We start from the raw sequence: 15,302 nt of genomic DNA, 5'->3' as shown, positions 1-15,302 counted from the left end.
ATGCTACATCGCTATTTATGCATTTTGTGTGGCAAAATATGCAAGTTAGCTATGCGTTTTTGCCTATTTGGAGGCGCCTTGAATCAGTTCAACTGGGACAACTTGCGGGTATTTCTCGGCGTGGCGCGGGCGCAATCCGCGTTGGAGGCGGCACATGCGCTCGACATGAATCAGTCCACCATTTCACGTCGGCTGGCGCGACTCGAAGAGGACATTGGATCGAAACTGTTTGACCGGAGCTCGCAAGGCCATCGTCTCACGAGCGCGGGTCACCGCCTGCTGGAGCATGTCGAGAAGCTGGAGAGCACGCTCGCGACCGTCGAATCCGAAGTCTTTGGCGATACCCGGGCGCTGAGCGGCGAGATACGGTTGGGCGCCACGGAGGGGTTCGGCAGCTACTTTCTCGCGCCGCATCTGGCGCACTTCTGCACACGCCATCCTGGGATCACTGTCGACTTGCTGCCGATGCCGAGGAACGTCAATTTGTCCAAGCGCGAAGCCGATGCTTCCGTTACCGTCGATCGGCCTACCACTGACACCTTTGTCACCAGCAAGCTTGCACAGTACCGCCTGCTTCCGTATGCGACTCACGACTATTTACGCCGCCACCCGCCGATCGGTGGTCTGGCAGACCTTCCCGGTCACCGATGGATCGACTACGTGGACGATCTGGTCTTCGCAAAACAGCAGTTCAGTCTGCACAAGTGGCTGCCCGCGGCAAAGCCATTCATGCGTAGCACTAGCGTTATCGCTCAACTCCAGGCCGTCCGCTCCGGGCTCGGTATGGCCGTCTTGCCGTGTTTCCTAGGGTCCGTTACCGAAGGTCTCGTTCCCATCCTTCCCGCCGAAATTGACATCACTAGAACCTTTTGGCTCGTCGCACCGCAGGAACGAAGAGAGCTCGCCCGAATCAAGGCGTTATGGGACTACCTCCGACGAGTTGCCGAAGCAAACGCCGATTTCCTCATGGGCAAGTCTGCAAGCATTGAATGGCTGCCCCATTAAGCGCTCAGGCCCGGCTTTTGAAATGGGTTCTAAAGTGGATATCCGGATCTCCAGCATGTGAGAGAATCGCGTCCGATGATTCCACAAGCATTGAGCTTTAGGGCACGTCCTATGACCTTAAATGCTCAAGGTGGAAACGTACCCGCCCTTGTATCGCCCGTCCTGCTCATCGACGCCTTCCCTGTTTTGCTTTGGCCCGGGCTCCCGGCGGCCTTCCTATCCCCCCGGTGTCAGCATAGTTGTCGTGTTACCTGATTTCGATTGACCCAGTCTGGGGGCGGTAGAGTCAGAGTGAATGAGAGCCTATTCAGCAGAGAGAAAGGAAGCGCTGTTGCGCCGCATGATGCCGCCCGAGAATGCGTTGGTGTCGGCGCTGGCAAAGCAGACGGGGATCACTGAGCAAACGCTGTATGCTTGGCGTCGACAGATGAAAGCGCAAGGAGTCCCGGTGCCGGGAGATGGAAAGAACCCCGAGGCCTGGTCCTCGGCAGACAAGTTTGCGGTGGTGCTGGAAACCGCGCCGCTCAATGAAGCGGAATTGGCGGAGTATTGCCGCCGCAAGGGTCTTTACGCGGAGCAGATCGCTGCCTGGCGAGAGGCCTGTCGATCGGCCAATGCCAACGCCGGTGAACAGGCGCGAGAACAACGGCTTCAGTCCAAGGGTGACAAGAAGCGCATCCAGCAGCTTGAGAAGGAATTACAGCGAAAGGAGAAGGCGCTGGCGGAAGCGGCCGCGTTGCTGATTCTGAGAAAAAAAGCCCAGGCGATTTGGGGAGGTGTGTCACGAACGCAGGCGTGAGTCTGCGATGCTGTACTGAAGATGGGAGTAGGCCTCCCGAAATCGGCTTGCAGGAGCAGGTTTCAAACCGCCCAGTGCTGCTGCGCCCAAAAGGTGTGGTGGTGAGCGACTGTGGAAAAGGCATCGTCAAGGTGTCAGGTACGTGTTGAGAAGATGAGCGCAAGCAAACCGTCCGATGACGCATCGTCAAATCGATAAGGCGCTGTCAAAACCGAGGCTGCTCCCCAGCTTCGGGACCAGTCGGGGCGACACCTGTCTATGGACCCGACGGCAGCCGGTGTATAGGCGGCATGATCTCAATACAGGCTTCAGTACGGAACGTGAGAACCTTGCTTCGGATGTTAAGGGAAATGAACAAGTGGCAGACACCATGAGGAAGAATACCGAGGCCGGAGCAAGGGGCGGAGCTGCCCGTAGTAGTGTTGAAACCTTTGTAATGAGGGTGGAGCGAAGGGGCAGCGTTATCCCGTTGACGAAGGTCATCAACCCACACTGTGGGGATGAGTGACATGACATCAACAAAACCTTATCGCATTGCGAAGCGCACAGTGTGGGAGGCGTACCAGCTGGTGAAGGCCAACCGCGGCGCTGCCGGCGTGGATGATGAAACCATCGCCATGTTCGAGCAGAACCTCTCGGGAAATCTGTACAAGCTGTGGAACCGGATGTCATCGGGATCGTACTTCCCGCCGCCGGTGAAGCAGGTTGAAATTCCGAAGGCCAAGGGCGGCACGAGAAAGCTGGGCGTGCCTACTGTGTCGGATCGGACCGCGCAGACCGTCGTAAAGCTCATGATCGAGCCGATACTCGATCCGGTATTCCATGAAGATTCCTATGGCTACCGGCCCGGCAAGTCGGCGAAACAGGCGATTGCCGTGACGCGCAAGCGTTGCTGGCAGAATGACTGGGTTGTTGAGTTTGATATCAAGGCGGCGTTCGATCAAATCGATCATGCTTTGTTGCTCAAGGCAGTGCGACGCCACATCAAGGAAGACTGGATCCTGTTGTACATCGAGCGGTGGCTGACTGCGCCGTTCGAGACCGAAGATGGGGCCCTGCCTCGGACTCGGGGGACACCCCAGGGCGGGGTGGTCAGTCCGATCTTGATGAATCTGTTCATGCATTATGCGTTCGATAGCTGGATGAGGCGGACCCATTCACAATGCCCCTGGGCGCGCTATGCCGATGATGCGGTGGTTCACTGCCGTAGCCAGGCGCAGGCCGAAGAAGTGATGCGGGACATTGCATCACGGTTGGAGGATTGTGGACTGACTGTGTTCAGCCGCAAGATCGTCGGTCACGAGGTGCATCGGGCGGAATCGGCGGAGTTGGCGGCGTTGCTCATGCGGCGAGCCAGTTTGGCCGAAGGTCTGGCTGGACGTCCCCTGGTTCTGCACTCGGATAACGGCGGGCCAATGAAGGGCGCGACGATGCTGGCCACCCTGGAAAACCTGGGGGTGGTCGCTTCGTTCAGCCGGCCGCGCGTGAGCAATGACAACCCCTACGCCGAGTCGCTGTTCCGGACCTGCAAATATCGGCCGGACTACCCGCGCCAGGCGTTCGACAGCGTGGACGAGGCGCGCGCATGGACGCAGCGATTCGTGCGCTGGTACAACCACGAGCACAAGCATAGTGGGCTGAAATTCGTGACACCGGCGCAGCGCCACGGTGGCATAGCCGCAGCGGTGCTGGCGCGCCGTGAAGCAGTCTATGCTGAGGCTAAGGCCAGAACGCCCGAGCGGTGGTCCGGGCCGACACGGAACTGGAGTTTGGCGGACGAAGTCTGGCTCAATCCGGAACGGATTGAGCCAGCAGAACTAAAGCAGGTTGCGTGAGGTGACGCGACATGTACGTTGACAAACGCCGTATCGGCGGTGAAACGGACTCGGAAACTGCGCTCCGGACCACAAATTCGGTATTGGCCGACGAAGCGGCATCCAGGCTCTGCCTGCGGAGGTCCGGTGGGCGCCTATGAGCAGTCATCCAAGGCGGGGTCGGTGAGCGACTCTTCATCGGCCGACGCAGTCATCAGGTGCGGAGTTCTTGAACGGCCCAAAGTGGCCGGCTACTGCCGTTGCGTTCCGCCGAACTCGCAAACAAGGGGCGCTGCGCGCGTGGTCAGGATGCTAGTGACGCCGGCGTTGGCCGGGTGCGGCGATAAGGTTCGATTACGGGGTGCTTCCAACAAGCTCTACAGCCTGGTGCGCAAGGGCAGCATGGGCACGCCGGCCGAGGTGCTGCAGGCGTTCTGGCAGGAGCTGCGCGGACGCACGCGCGTCACCATCGAGCATCCGGACCTGCCGGAAGCGCTCAAGCAGGTGGCCGCCGAGGCGGTGCGGCGGACGATCTGGCAGGCCGCCAACGAAGCGGCCACCAGCGAGCTGGCCACGCTGCGCGCTGAGGCCCGTCACGCGGCCAGTGCCGCCGACGCCGAGCGCGACGCCGCGCAGGCCGAGACCGCGGCAGCGAGGGACGAGGTGGCGGCGCTCTCGGCCCAACTCGCCGAGGCAGGGAAAGTATTAGAGGAAAGCTAGGCAGACTTGGCCGCCGAGCGTCAGACCCACGCCGCGACGCAGGCGCGGCTCGAGGCGGGGCGGGCCGAGCTGGACGCCGCCGGCCGGCAACTGCCGGAGCTGCGTACCCAATTCTCGACGGAGCTGGAGCGCGCCCGCGAGCAGGTGGCCATCGCACAAGAGCGCGCCGAGGCCAGCGAGCGACGCGCGTTGCGCGAACTGGACGCGGAGCGCACCGCGTGCCAGAAGAGCGAGCGCGCCGCCGAAGAGTTGCGATCGGAACTGGCGGCGGCGCGCAGCGAGTCCCGGGATGTGGCCGTGGCCCAGGCCGAAGCCCGCGCCCGGCTCGAAGCCCAGGCCGCGGCGCTCACTGATCGGCTCGCGGTCGCCGGAGAGGCGCAGCGCAGGTCGGCCAGCGACCTGGACACGGCGCAGGCGGAGCTGGCCGCGGCGCAGCGCCGGGCCGAGCGCGCCGAAGCCGAAGCGGCGCTGGCGCGCCAGCTGCTGGCAGAATTGCGGGTGGCGCCGCCCGAGCGGGAGGGTGGTGGTGGGCGGCGGCGCAAGGCCGGGGGCCCGGCGCCGACCGAGAAGCAAGCACAGAGCGAAGAGCAGGGCAAAGATCAGGGCAAAGATCAGGGTGCGCCGACGCCCTCCCTCAACCCGATTGATGGCAACGAAGGCAAGTGAAAATGAGCGGGCGGACGCGATCCGCTGGATCCAGGCGCAGATGGCCGACTACGGACTGACCATGGAAGAACTGGAGGCGGCGGGGTGCTTTGATCCGCCGCCACCCCCGCCCCCTCCGCCGCCGGTCTGCTACCGCAACGCCCAGGGAATGAGCTGGGACGGGCAGGGCGAGATGCCCGATTGGCTGCGGCGGGCGGTCAATGCGGGGCAGAGTGTGGAATTTTTCCGGGTCGGCTAGTGAGGGTTGGTCGCAATTCGTGAAAAATCCGCCACATCTCCGCTAACCAACTGATTTTGATAGAAAATCAGCCGTTCGTGATGCGCGGGAACGGGCGCGGTGAGCGCGAAGCCAGGCCTGCGAAGCAATCGTTGCCGCCAACAGCGAGAGCTCGAGCAGTGGCAGCGCCGGCGCTAGAAAGGCATCATCTCATCGAAAGCGGACGCAGGCGGTGCGAGCTTGAAGGTAAGCGCCTCACGAAGACCGTTCTGGCGCACTGATTGAGGTCTTGGGTAATTTGGTGCCCACCAAATTATTGCGGACACCAAAGTGGACAAGACGTTGAGTGGGCGCCGTGCTGGCGGCGTGTACAAGCGGCCGAACTTCCCGGCCGAGTTCAAACGGCGGCTGGTCGAACAATCATTTGAGCCAGGCGCGTCGGTGGCGCTGGTCGCGCGCAGCAACGATATCAACGCGAACCTGCTGTTCAAGTGGCGGCGGCATTATCTGGACGGAGCTTACGGGTTGCCGACGTCGGCTGAGGGCGTAGCGACGAAACAGGAGACAACGGTGCCGGCACTGTTGCCGGTGAGCATCGTCGCCGAGGCGGCCGCGCATACGCCGGCGGCGCCGCTCAGTGCAGCACAGCCGTCCGAGAATGTCTGCGAGATTGAATTCGACCGTGCGCGCTTGCGGATTCGCGGCGAGGTGGCGCCGGATATGCTGCGCCTGCTGATTCGCGAGCTGTCCCGATGATTGGCTTGCCGGCGGGCACGCGCATCTGGATGGCAGCGGGAGCGACCGACATGCGCTGCGGCTTCCATGGCCTGGCCGCGAAGGTGCAGACCGCGCTGCAGGAAAACCCGCTGGGTGGCCACGTGTTTATCTTCCGGGGCCGCCGAGGGGACCTGGTCAAGATTCTCTGGGCCACCAGTGACGGACTTTGGCTGCTCGCCAAGCGGCTCGAGCGCGGCCGTTTCGTCTGGCCTCAGGCCGACAGCGGCAAGATCCACCTGACACACGCGCAACTGTCGATGCTGCTCGAGGGGATCGACTGGCGGCAACCGCGCCGCACGGCCGAGCCGCTGTCGATGTTGTAAACGCTGTTGTAAACGGCGCGGCACCTGCGTAAACTGCGCGGCATGCCGGATGCCAACGACCTTCCTGACGACATCGATGCCCTCAAAGCCATGTTGCTCGAGGCCCAGGCGTCGCTGTCGCGAATGCGGCAGGATCTGGTCGAGCGCGATCTGGAAATCGAACAACTCAAGGCGCAGATCGAGAAGCTCAAGCGCATGCAGTTCGGTCGCAGATCTGAGCAACTGGACCGGGAGATTGCACGCCTGGAGACCCGGCTGGAGGACCTGACTGGCAGCCGCGGTGCGGCAGAGGTTCGCGAAGCGCCGGCAAGCGGCGAGAGCAAGGCGCCCAGCCATCAGCGCGCTTCGCGCGAAGCCCTGCCGGACCACCTGCCGCACGAGGAACAGGTGCTTGAGCCCGAGGCGAGTTGCCCCGAGTGCGGCGGCCAGATGCAACCGCTGGGCGAGGACGTGTCCGAACAGCTTGGCCGTATCGCGGCGGCGTTCAAGGTCATTCGCACCGTCCGGCGCAAGAAGATCTGCGCCTGCTGCCGGCACATCGCGCAGCCGGCGGCACCGAGCTTGCCGATCGAGCGCGGCATTGCCCACCCGAGCTTGCTCGCCGACATCCTCGTGGCCAAATATGCCGACCATCAACCGCTGTACCGACAGTCGGCCATCGCCGCACGCGAGAACGTCACGCTGGACCCGGCCAGCATGGGCCGATGGGTCGGCATGTGCGAGGCATTGCTCGATCCGCTGGTGCAGGCCTTGCGCCGCTACGTGATAGCCGGTACCAAGCTGCACGCCGACGACACGCCGATTCCCGTGCTTGCGCCTGGCAACAAGAAGACGCGAACTGGCCGGCTGTGGGTCTATGTGCGCGACGATACCCGGGCAGGCTCGGCAGAACCGCCTGCGGTATGGTTCGCATATTCGCCCAACCGCAGGGGGGAGCATCCTCAGCGCCATCTGAGCGGATTTGGCGGCATTCTGCAGGCGGACGCATACGCCGGCTTCAACGAGTTGTTTGCAGACGGCTCGGTTCGCGAAGCGGCATGCCATGCGCATGCGCGACGCAAGTTCTACGACATTCACGTGCGCACGCCGTCCGAAACGACTGCCGAGGCACTGCGTTGTATCGGTGAGCTTTACGCCATCGAGGCCGGCATCCGCGGCAAACCGCCGGCTGAGCGGCTGCGGGTGCGCCAGGAGAAAGCCCGCCCTCTGCTTGAGCGCTACGGCGCCTGGCTCAGGGCGAAACTGCAGACGTTGTCGGCAAAATCCGAGACGGCCAAGGCGATCCAATACACGCTCAACCAGTGGGATGCGCTGACGTTGTACTGCGACGACGGGACCGCCGAGATTGACAACAACATCGCCGAGAACGCGCTGCGCTGTGTCGCCCTGGGCCGCAAGAACTTCTTGTTTGCCGGTTCCGACAGCGGCGGCGAACGGGCGGCGGCCATGTATTCGCTGGTCGCCTCGTGCAAGCTCAATGGCATCGACCCGCGCGCCTACCTGTGCCATGTGCTGACCGGCATTGCCGATCACCCGATCAACCGCGTTGAAGAATTGCTGCCCTGGCGTGCCCACGCACACCTGCGGAACCTGCCCACCGCGCCGCCAGGCGCCTGACCAACTGCTGCCGTCTGAATGACCCCGCTTCACGGCTCACGGCGTGGAAGCGCCCCCACTCGCCTGCACAAAACACTCCGTTACCCGGTAACGTGGCTGGGCGCCCGGCGAGCGAAGAAGTACGTGTCCCAATCAGGCGAGTCCGGATCGAGTCTGCGGACAATCGCGTCGTCAGCCCGCACGATCAACCGCTCCAGCATCTCTCGCTTCGTTACCGAGTAACGGCGCGCCAGGCGAGCAAGGGCAAAGTCCGCCTCCGTGGTCACCCACATGCTCAACCGACGCTCTCCGTTACCATCGTTGCCTGTCGTCACGCGCCTTGCTCGGTAGGCGGCTTGCCGCTGTGCCGTCGTTTGTGCCATCTCGCTTCTCCTTTGCGACCGTTACCCAGTAACGACCTCGCTGTGCGTTACTGGGTAACGGAACATCCTCAAAGCAGACAGCATCTCGTGATCTATGGGACAGGGGCAAGAACGGTCTTCGTGAGGCGCTTACGCTTGAAGGTCTTGAGCCAGCCCTTCAGATTCTTAATGTCTTCGAACGCCGCAAGGTCATGCTCAAGGGCTCGAATGTTGAGCCGGAGATCTTTGATATCAGCGGCAAGGTTGCGCAGGACGGTGTCGGGCGATAGAGCCTCGAAAGGCTCGATTCCATAGCTATACCGAAACGCGGTTTCGACATGCAGGATCTCCTGATCCAGTTCGCAAATTTGCTCCTTCAGGATCTTGTTGTAGTGTTTCAGCCGATCTTCACTGATGTGGTTGATCGAATGCTGGTCGATGTGTTCCAACTCCAGTTGTAGCTCCAACAACTGCAGCAGGTTGTTCTTGTTGTAGGCCTCATTGACGCGCTGCATCAGTTTGGTCTTCCGGTCGCGCTCCTGCGGATCGGCCTCGCGATCAGGATGCAGGGCGCTGGCCAGCTTGCGATAGACCTCGCGGATGGAGAGGCTAATCTGAGCCTGCTCTTCCTGGGCGCGCGCCTCTGCCGCAAGCTGTCTGGGCGATTTTTTCCGCTTGGCGCGACGCGCTTCCCGCGCGACGGCTTCTGTGGCCTCTTCCGCTTGCCTTTGCTGGATGTGTGCCTGGGCGTGCTGGAGCAACTCCTCTGGTGAGCTTATGTCCAGGTCGTCGCCCAATTCGACACCAAGCACGGCCTCAAGCATGGATTTCATGCCGTCGATTTCAGCAGCGGTTTCACTGTCGTAGTCGGTCGCGCTGTACTTGTTGTAAATGGCTTTCAAGCCGTCGTCTTCACCTGCCAGCGGGCCCGCCAAATCAGTGATCACTGCAGCGAGCTTGCGACGTTCTGCTTTGGTCAGTTCCTTTTGCTCGTAGGCCCGGTCAAGGCGATGCACCATCCGGATCTGCAGATCGGTCAAGGTTTGTTCAAGGGGCAGGAGGTCGTTGACGTACCGCTGCTGGAAGGAGGGCGTGACGGTTTCCCAAGCACGCAGGCGCATGCGCCGCTTCTCGATCTGCTTGATCAGCGAGTTGAACGTTTTCTGCCCTTTCGACAGGATGGGTCGGTTGTGGTCGGGCGCGATGCTGACAGACTGGTGGTTGTTCCTGGCCATGTGGGGGATTTGCGCGCAAAAGCGGTGGAAAGCGAAGGCTGTGCGCATTCTAGCCGATGAGTGGTGGATGGAAACCATGTGGCGCAGGCTCATATTTCGTGCCCTATATCGATAACCGCTCTTATCGATATGGCGCTGCCCTTGGCCCCTTTGGCGGCGAGCAGCTTCGCTGTGGCGTGGCAAATGCCGGAACTGGCTCCGGTCAAGAGCGCGAAAAGTAGGTAAGCTTCATTAAGGGGTGGCGCCGCTTACGTCACTAGCAGTGCATGCGAGGAGTGGTCATGACATTCAAGGCTCAGTGGTACCGAGACAAGTTCGCGAAAAAACGCAACAAGGGCTTCCGCGGCTACCCGGTGGCAACGGTTGCCTTCTACGGGCCCGACGACACGAGAGCGACGAAAGTCTCCGTTGGCATCATCGCGCACGAAGGTGATGACGCCGACCCCCTTGAGCGGTGGTTCTGCGAAACCACTGATGTGAGAACGGATCCAGCAGTTACCGAAGCAATCATTCGATTCATTGACCAGCATGGTGCCAAATCGGTGGTGGCCGTCGATCGCATCATCGGGTGCCCGCATGAGGAAGGCGTTGACTATCCGGAAGGCGAAAAATGCCCGCGGTGTTCGTTCTGGGCCAACCGTGATCGATGGAGCGGCGAGATCATCAAGTGAGGCGTCAAAGCCAGCCCTTGCGTCTCGCCGAGGCCTTCCATGTCTGATTCCGACAGTAGAAGTGGAACGCGCGACGAGATACGGACAGGCCTACGTCATTCTTTGAATCCAATTCAGCATGTACATCACCAATGCAGGACACCTTCTGGATGAGAGGCGCCGCCCTTGGTCCTCAGCGGGGCTCGGGCAAGCCCGTGGCGGAGTCTCATGCGACGTGATCGGCCACGCCACTGACTTCGACGACACCCGCGTGATGGCTGCGACGCACTTCACGTGCAAGAAAGGCGCAGTGGGGCCGGCCATCGACCACGAGGACACAATCTTCTGGTCATGCTCGCGGAGTGGGGTGCTGGGGAGAAGCTTCCACTGGCAAGGCCCATTATGGAAGCTCACCGAGCGTGGTGAGCTTCATAGTTGATGCACGGGCGGCACAGCCATGGGCTTTTCCTGCCGAAGGTTTCTCATTGCTCGGGACGATACCCTCTGGCGGCTGTCGAGCACCAAGTTCGACCGGATGCTGCGAGATCCGGCAAGTCACTGTGTGCCCGTTTTTGCGGGACAACGATTACGAATGGCCGACGTGGTCGTTGAATGCGTGGCCAGAGACCCGGTGGGCGTCGTTCGAATAACGTTTTCCATTCTCAGTTTCGATGCCGAAGGCCGCATCGACCCAGGCAGATTTGAAAAGCAGCAATTTGCCCTTGTAGAGTCGGTCGTTGCACCAGTCTTTGACGTATTCGATGAAAACAGCGACGAAACAGTCGTCGACGCGACCTCTCGATTCATTGCGCAAGGCGGCCAAAGGGGTCCGTCAGGCGCCTTGGCGCGCACCATAGAAGAGGCCGCCCTTGGGGAACGGCAGTGCCGCCGCCTGTAGATGGCGTTGCTCAAGGTGCTATACGCCATCCAGTTTCGATTCGCGGGTGTCGGAGGCCCCTTCGTGAAATCTGAAACCGGACACCCGCGGTCGGCTGTTTTCGGGGAAGCTGACTGGCCGCTTTGGCCGAGATCCGGCAACGCCGACTTCCGCTTGCGACCCGATGCCGCCGTTAGGTCCGACGTTGCCCCAATGGCCGTTGTCACGTAATAGGCGTCGGCCCAGGCCATCGCTCGAGCCGAGGATCAACGGTCGGTTTGTCCCACTCGTGTAGACTGCGCCGTTGTCCCGACAGATCGACTATCTCGACCCGGCTCTTCCTCCTGGGTCCGGGGCGTGTCAATGCCCGCGTTCGACGCGACCCCAACAACGCTTGATGGTTTTGACCAGCTTGTAGCAGACTCGAGCGAGTACTCGATCTCGCCGCGAGCGGAAGAGCAAATAAGAAGGAATGCGTTTCTGGAACACCCCCTGACTGAAGCGGAAATCGAACGGCTGGTTGATTGCCTGATCGGCGACGCCGCTCCGGACCAGGCAATCGATGGCTCGACGAATTCCCGATCCAGCGAATTCGACATCGCGACAAGTGCGCTCGCCGTCAATGGCTGGTGTGTCATGTCGAATTTTTTGCCACAGACTCAGACGCAGGCCTTATCGACCGAATGTATGGAGATGCACGACGCGCAGCTGCTGACACCAGCCCGTGTAGGAGAGCGCGCCAAAACGGGGGCTGACGGCCGGACCGCTACTGAGAGGCCAATGAGGCACCTACAATGCGCGCATGGCTTCCGATCCTGGGCCGGCGATCTCCGTCCTTCAACTTCGAATTGCTCTGCGCGGCCTGAGCCCGCCGGTTTGGCGACGCGTCCTCGTTCCCGAGCACTTGACGCTCGGGCGATTGCACCATGTCATCCAGGTCGTCATGGGCTGGGCCGACGAACATCTGCACACGTTCAGTATTCGTGGCAGGCGTTACGGCGAAGCTCATGAGGGCGTCTTGCAGTTCTGCACAGTCGCCAGCGAACTGCCGCTGACCGCGTTTCATCTCCGAGAACACGAAGGCTTCGTCTATGTGTATGACTTCAACGCGTGGTGGCGCCACGAGATACGCATGGAGCGGCGTATGCTGCGGCAACGGCCTGGCCAGTTGCCCCGTTGCGTGCCGGGTTGCGGGCCATGCCCGTCCGAGGACATTGGCGGAATCGAGAGGTATCTGGAGGCCAGGGACGAACACAGTGAGTATGAATTCCTCGATTGGATCGAGTCGCTGCGCGAAGGGCCAATCGTGCTGGAAGACCTGCGCGACGAGGTCGATAGGTGGCTGATTTGGTTGGATCGTCGCTTTGATCGTCGGATCGTCAATGATCGGTTGCGAGAGCTCGAGGGGTAGACTGGTCGCCGCAGCTTCCAAGGGAGGAGGGCGGCCATGCGTGTCAGCTTACAACTCGTAGTGCAGGACGATGGAGGCGTGCCAGCCACCGTCACCGAGATAGCCCAGTTCGAGAGAGATGGCCTTGATGTGGGCTCGCTGGGGCTGCATCTGGAGGAGGCGAAATCATTGCTGGGCCGGCTGCAGCGCACGATGGTCACGGCACAGGTTGCCGAGGCAGTTGCCCGGACCAGCGTTTGTCCCACGTGCGGGGCGCAGCTGGCTTGCAAGGGCCACCATCACTTGGTTTTCCGTAGCGCGTTCGGACGGCTGTCGATTGACAGTCCGAGGCTGTACCCCTGCCGGCAGTGCCAGGGCGACGCACCTAGCTTCAGTCCGGTCGCTAACTGCTTGCCTGAGCGGGTCAGTCCAGAACTGCAGTATCTCGAGGTGAAGTTTGCAGCGTTGATGTCGTATGGTCTGACCGTCAACGTCCTGCAGGAATTATTGCCGCTCGATCATGTACTGGCAGCCAGCTCGATCCGGCGCCAGGTCACCACGCTCGGTCGCCGGCTGGAAGCGGAGCAGGCCACTGACGCCCGGCAGCAGACGGAGGTGGCCGCGAGCGTCGGTTCGTCCGAGGTCCCGGAGCCCAGTCCGGTCCGCGCGGTCGGCATTGACGGCGGCTACCTTCGCTGGGCCGGCCACCGGCGCCGCCAGGATGGCTGGTTTGAAGTGATCGTCGGAAAGTCCCTGCGGGATCAGGATGGCGGGCATAGTTTTGCCTACGTGCACAAGCTGGAGCGTCGACCGGCCGATCGTATGTGGAACTTCCTGCTACGAGAAGGTGTGCAACCAAGTCAGCCGGTCACCTTCCTGTCGGACGGCGGGGATACCGTACGGTTTGCCCAACTCGGCTTTGGTGACCGCGGTGAGTACGTTCTCGATTGGTTCCACATCGCCATGCGGGTACAGAACCTCGAACAGATGATCAAGGGCCGGCCGGCCCACGGCGGCCCCAGCAACGCGGAATTGATCAAGGCGCTGCATAGCTCCAAGTGGCACCTGTGGCACGGCTGCCCCTATCCGGCGTTGCGCCGACTGGAAAGCCTGGGCTGGGATCTGGACGCTGAGGCCAGCCCCGAGGAGGCCAAACTCCTTGGCAAGCTCGAGGAGTTCATTGTCTACTTGGACAACAACCGGTACTTCATCGTGAACTACGGTGACCGCTATCGGCATGGCGAGCCCATTGCCTCAGGTTTTGTCGAGTCAGCCGTCAACCAGGTGGTCAGCAAGCGGTTCGTCAAACGGCAGCAGATGGCTTGGCGGCCTCGGTACGCGCACAACCTACTGCAAATCCGGACCGCGGTGCTCAATAACCAGCTACGTTCTTACGTTGAACGCTGGTATCCCTCCATCGCCGGAGAAGAAGACCACCGCCTTGCCGCTTAGTCAGCCCCCGGTTTGGCGCGGTCTCCTATGGGCTGACCATGGAGGAACTGGAGGCGGCGGGGTGCTTTGAACCGCCGCCGCAGCCCCCGCCGCCGGCCGCGGTCTGCTACCGCAACGCCCAGGGAATGCGCTGGGACGGGCAGGGCGAGATGCCCGATTGGCTGCGGCGGGCGGTCAATGCGGGGCAGAGCGTGGAGTTTTTCCGGATCGGATAGCTTCGACCGCGGATTAGCTTGGGGCGGTCGTCTTCTATAAGCCGGAATTTCTGCTGACCGCCTTTGGATTTTTCCGAGGATGCGATATCTCGTCTGTGTTCGCGGGCGGTTTTCGCCGTTCTCGCGTGCAACTGCATCGGAATGTCGCGGCAAAAAGCGCTCATTACGAGACTTCGCAATGCACTATTTTTATCATCAAACGATGCTATCATTAGTGCATACTTACGGAGATTCCCATGCGTACGACTATTGCGCTTGATGACGACTTGATCGCCAAGGCTCAAGCCTATACGGGCCTGGAGGAGAAAACGGCACTCGTGCGCGAAGCGCTAAAGGCCTTGATCCAGCGTGAAGCCGCGAAACGACTCGCGAATCTTGGCGGTAGCCAACCGGGCATCAAGGGGGCGCCGCGTCGCCGGCAGGACATCGAATGATTCTTGTCGACACGTCGGTCTGGATTGACCACATCAACGCTTCTGATCCTATGCTGATTAGCCTGCTTGCCGAGGAGTGCGTGCTGGCTCATCCATATGTGATAGGCGAGATTTCGCTCGGTAGTCTGCGTGACCGTGACGTCGTGCTTGGCGCGTTGCTCGATCTGCCGCGCGCGCCAGTTGCAACGCCGGAGGAGACGTTTTATTTGATCGAGCGCGAAGGTTTGTTCAATCGTGGAATAGGATATGTCGACACGTCACTGTTGGCGTCCGCGCGCCTACAACCAGGCATCACCATCTGGACGCGCGACAAGCGATTGAAGAAAGTTGCCGATGAACTCAATCTCGGCGCGGTGCTCGCGCACTAGATAACGGAAAAAGGTGGCTGACGTGCTTCAACCCTCAGGCCAAATCCGCGAAGAAGTGAGCCTGCTGGGCGCCATCACAACGGGTGCCGCCAGCGCTGCATCTATTTGAGCCACCCGAAGACAGTCGCGGCCCTGGAAGGCTACATCGAATTACAGTGGGCGAATGACAAGGGCGCTGCGATGGACCGTCGCATGTATCGCGGTCTGATGCCCCAGACGTGCCTCCATCATGACGCACAAAGGCGGCCCTTACGAGCTGAGCGTCAAACGCGCGCCCGAGAAGAGGCGGTCAATGTGACGATACCTGGAGGTGGGGTCGGCTACGTTGCGCGTAAACCCTAATACTCTGGCCGATAACCGGCCTTGACCTAAGTTAGCTCACTCCATACGCATACACATGCG

General features: G+C 61.3%; 13 protein-coding genes and 4 pseudogenes. 15 read left to right on the top strand and 2 right to left on the bottom strand.

What is annotated here, in order from left to right; genetic code table 11:
• Nucleotides 1-78: 78 nt before the first annotated feature.
• From ABNX08_RS38385 to ABNX08_RS38350, 8 genes and pseudogenes are all read left to right on the top strand, one after another.
• The gene (locus ABNX08_RS38385; protein WP_349608898.1) at nt 79-1,005 is read left to right on the top strand and encodes a LysR family transcriptional regulator; all 927 of its coding nucleotides are present in this window, start codon (nt 79-81) and stop codon (nt 1,003-1,005) included.
• A 295-nt stretch (nt 1,006-1,300) separates the two neighbouring features.
• Nucleotides 1,301-1,782, top strand: a pseudogene (locus ABNX08_RS38380) (transposase); the annotation flags it as partial.
• Between the two features lie 531 nt (nt 1,783-2,313).
• Nucleotides 2,314-3,639, top strand: a complete 1,326-nt coding sequence (gene ltrA / locus ABNX08_RS38375) for a group II intron reverse transcriptase/maturase (RefSeq protein ID WP_374063814.1) — start codon at nt 2,314-2,316, stop codon at nt 3,637-3,639.
• A gap of 345 nt (nt 3,640-3,984) precedes the next feature.
• Nucleotides 3,985-5,004, top strand: a pseudogene (locus tag ABNX08_RS38370) (DNA-binding protein); the annotation flags it as partial.
• Nucleotides 4,985-5,242: an H-NS family nucleoid-associated regulatory protein gene (locus ABNX08_RS38365; protein WP_349608902.1), complete on the top strand. Its 258-nt coding sequence runs from the start codon at nt 4,985-4,987 to the stop codon at nt 5,240-5,242. The pseudogene ABNX08_RS38370 and the gene ABNX08_RS38365, both read left to right, overlap by 20 nt.
• 387 nt (nt 5,243-5,629) lie before the next feature.
• Nucleotides 5,630-5,723: pseudogene (locus ABNX08_RS38360) on the top strand (transposase); the annotation flags it as partial.
• A 250-nt stretch (nt 5,724-5,973) separates the two neighbouring features.
• Nucleotides 5,974-6,321 (top strand): IS66 family insertion sequence element accessory protein TnpB, encoded by a 348-nt coding sequence (tnpB, locus tag ABNX08_RS38355; RefSeq protein ID WP_022536743.1) that lies wholly within the window; start codon nt 5,974-5,976, stop codon nt 6,319-6,321.
• Between the two features lie 42 nt (nt 6,322-6,363).
• On the top strand, nt 6,364-7,938 hold the full coding sequence (locus tag ABNX08_RS38350; RefSeq protein ID WP_022536744.1) for an IS66 family transposase: 1,575 nt from the start codon (nt 6,364-6,366) through the stop codon (nt 7,936-7,938).
• An 80-nt stretch (nt 7,939-8,018) separates the two neighbouring features.
• Here ABNX08_RS38350 and ABNX08_RS38345 read toward each other — a convergent pair whose 3' ends face one another.
• Both ABNX08_RS38345 and ABNX08_RS38340 read right to left on the bottom strand, forming a co-directional pair.
• Complete coding sequence (locus ABNX08_RS38345) at nt 8,019-8,300, bottom strand: hypothetical protein (RefSeq protein ID WP_022536745.1); 282 nt, start codon at nt 8,298-8,300, stop codon at nt 8,019-8,021.
• Nucleotides 8,301-8,392: 92 nt separating this feature from the next.
• A complete protein-coding gene (locus ABNX08_RS38340) occupies nt 8,393-9,514 on the bottom strand; it encodes a J domain-containing protein (protein ID WP_349608088.1) in 1,122 nt (373 codons plus the stop codon).
• Between the two features lie 281 nt (nt 9,515-9,795).
• Here ABNX08_RS38340 and ABNX08_RS38335 point away from each other — a divergent pair, with 281 nt between their 5' ends.
• The 7 genes and pseudogenes from ABNX08_RS38335 (at nt 9,796) to ABNX08_RS38305 (ending at nt 14,900) form a co-directional block, all read left to right on the top strand.
• Nucleotides 9,796-10,185 carry a hypothetical protein gene (locus tag ABNX08_RS38335; RefSeq protein ID WP_349608090.1) on the top strand — a complete coding sequence of 130 codons (390 nt, stop codon included), beginning with the start codon at nt 9,796-9,798 and terminating at the stop codon, nt 10,183-10,185.
• 571 nt (nt 10,186-10,756) lie between these two features.
• The gene (locus ABNX08_RS38330; protein ID WP_349608092.1) at nt 10,757-11,062 is read left to right on the top strand and encodes a hypothetical protein; all 306 of its coding nucleotides are present in this window, start codon (nt 10,757-10,759) and stop codon (nt 11,060-11,062) included.
• 781 nt (nt 11,063-11,843) lie between these two features.
• Complete coding sequence (locus ABNX08_RS38325) at nt 11,844-12,452, top strand: plasmid pRiA4b ORF-3 family protein (protein WP_349608094.1); 609 nt, start codon at nt 11,844-11,846, stop codon at nt 12,450-12,452.
• A 36-nt stretch (nt 12,453-12,488) separates the two neighbouring features.
• On the top strand, nt 12,489-13,883 hold the full coding sequence (locus ABNX08_RS38320) for an ISKra4 family transposase (RefSeq protein WP_374063813.1): 1,395 nt from the start codon (nt 12,489-12,491) through the stop codon (nt 13,881-13,883).
• Between the two features lie 26 nt (nt 13,884-13,909).
• A pseudogene (locus ABNX08_RS38315) lies at nt 13,910-14,098 on the top strand (H-NS family nucleoid-associated regulatory protein); the annotation flags it as partial.
• A 236-nt stretch (nt 14,099-14,334) separates the two neighbouring features.
• Nucleotides 14,335-14,532 (top strand): type II toxin-antitoxin system VapB family antitoxin, encoded by a 198-nt coding sequence (locus ABNX08_RS38310; RefSeq protein WP_022540311.1) that lies wholly within the window; start codon nt 14,335-14,337, stop codon nt 14,530-14,532.
• Nucleotides 14,529-14,900, top strand: coding sequence for a type II toxin-antitoxin system VapC family toxin (locus ABNX08_RS38305; RefSeq protein WP_022540310.1), 372 nt, complete (start codon nt 14,529-14,531; stop codon nt 14,898-14,900). The genes ABNX08_RS38310 and ABNX08_RS38305 overlap by 4 nt, the downstream gene beginning before the upstream one ends.
• Nucleotides 14,901-15,302: the final 402 nt, after the last annotated feature.

It is taken from the genome of Cupriavidus sp. DF5525, from assembly GCF_040149425.2.
GTDB lineage: Bacteria > Pseudomonadota > Gammaproteobacteria > Burkholderiales > Burkholderiaceae > Cupriavidus > Cupriavidus pickettii_A.
Note: the sequence above shows the minus strand (reverse complement) of the source record. Positions and strands in the feature narration are given on the sequence as shown.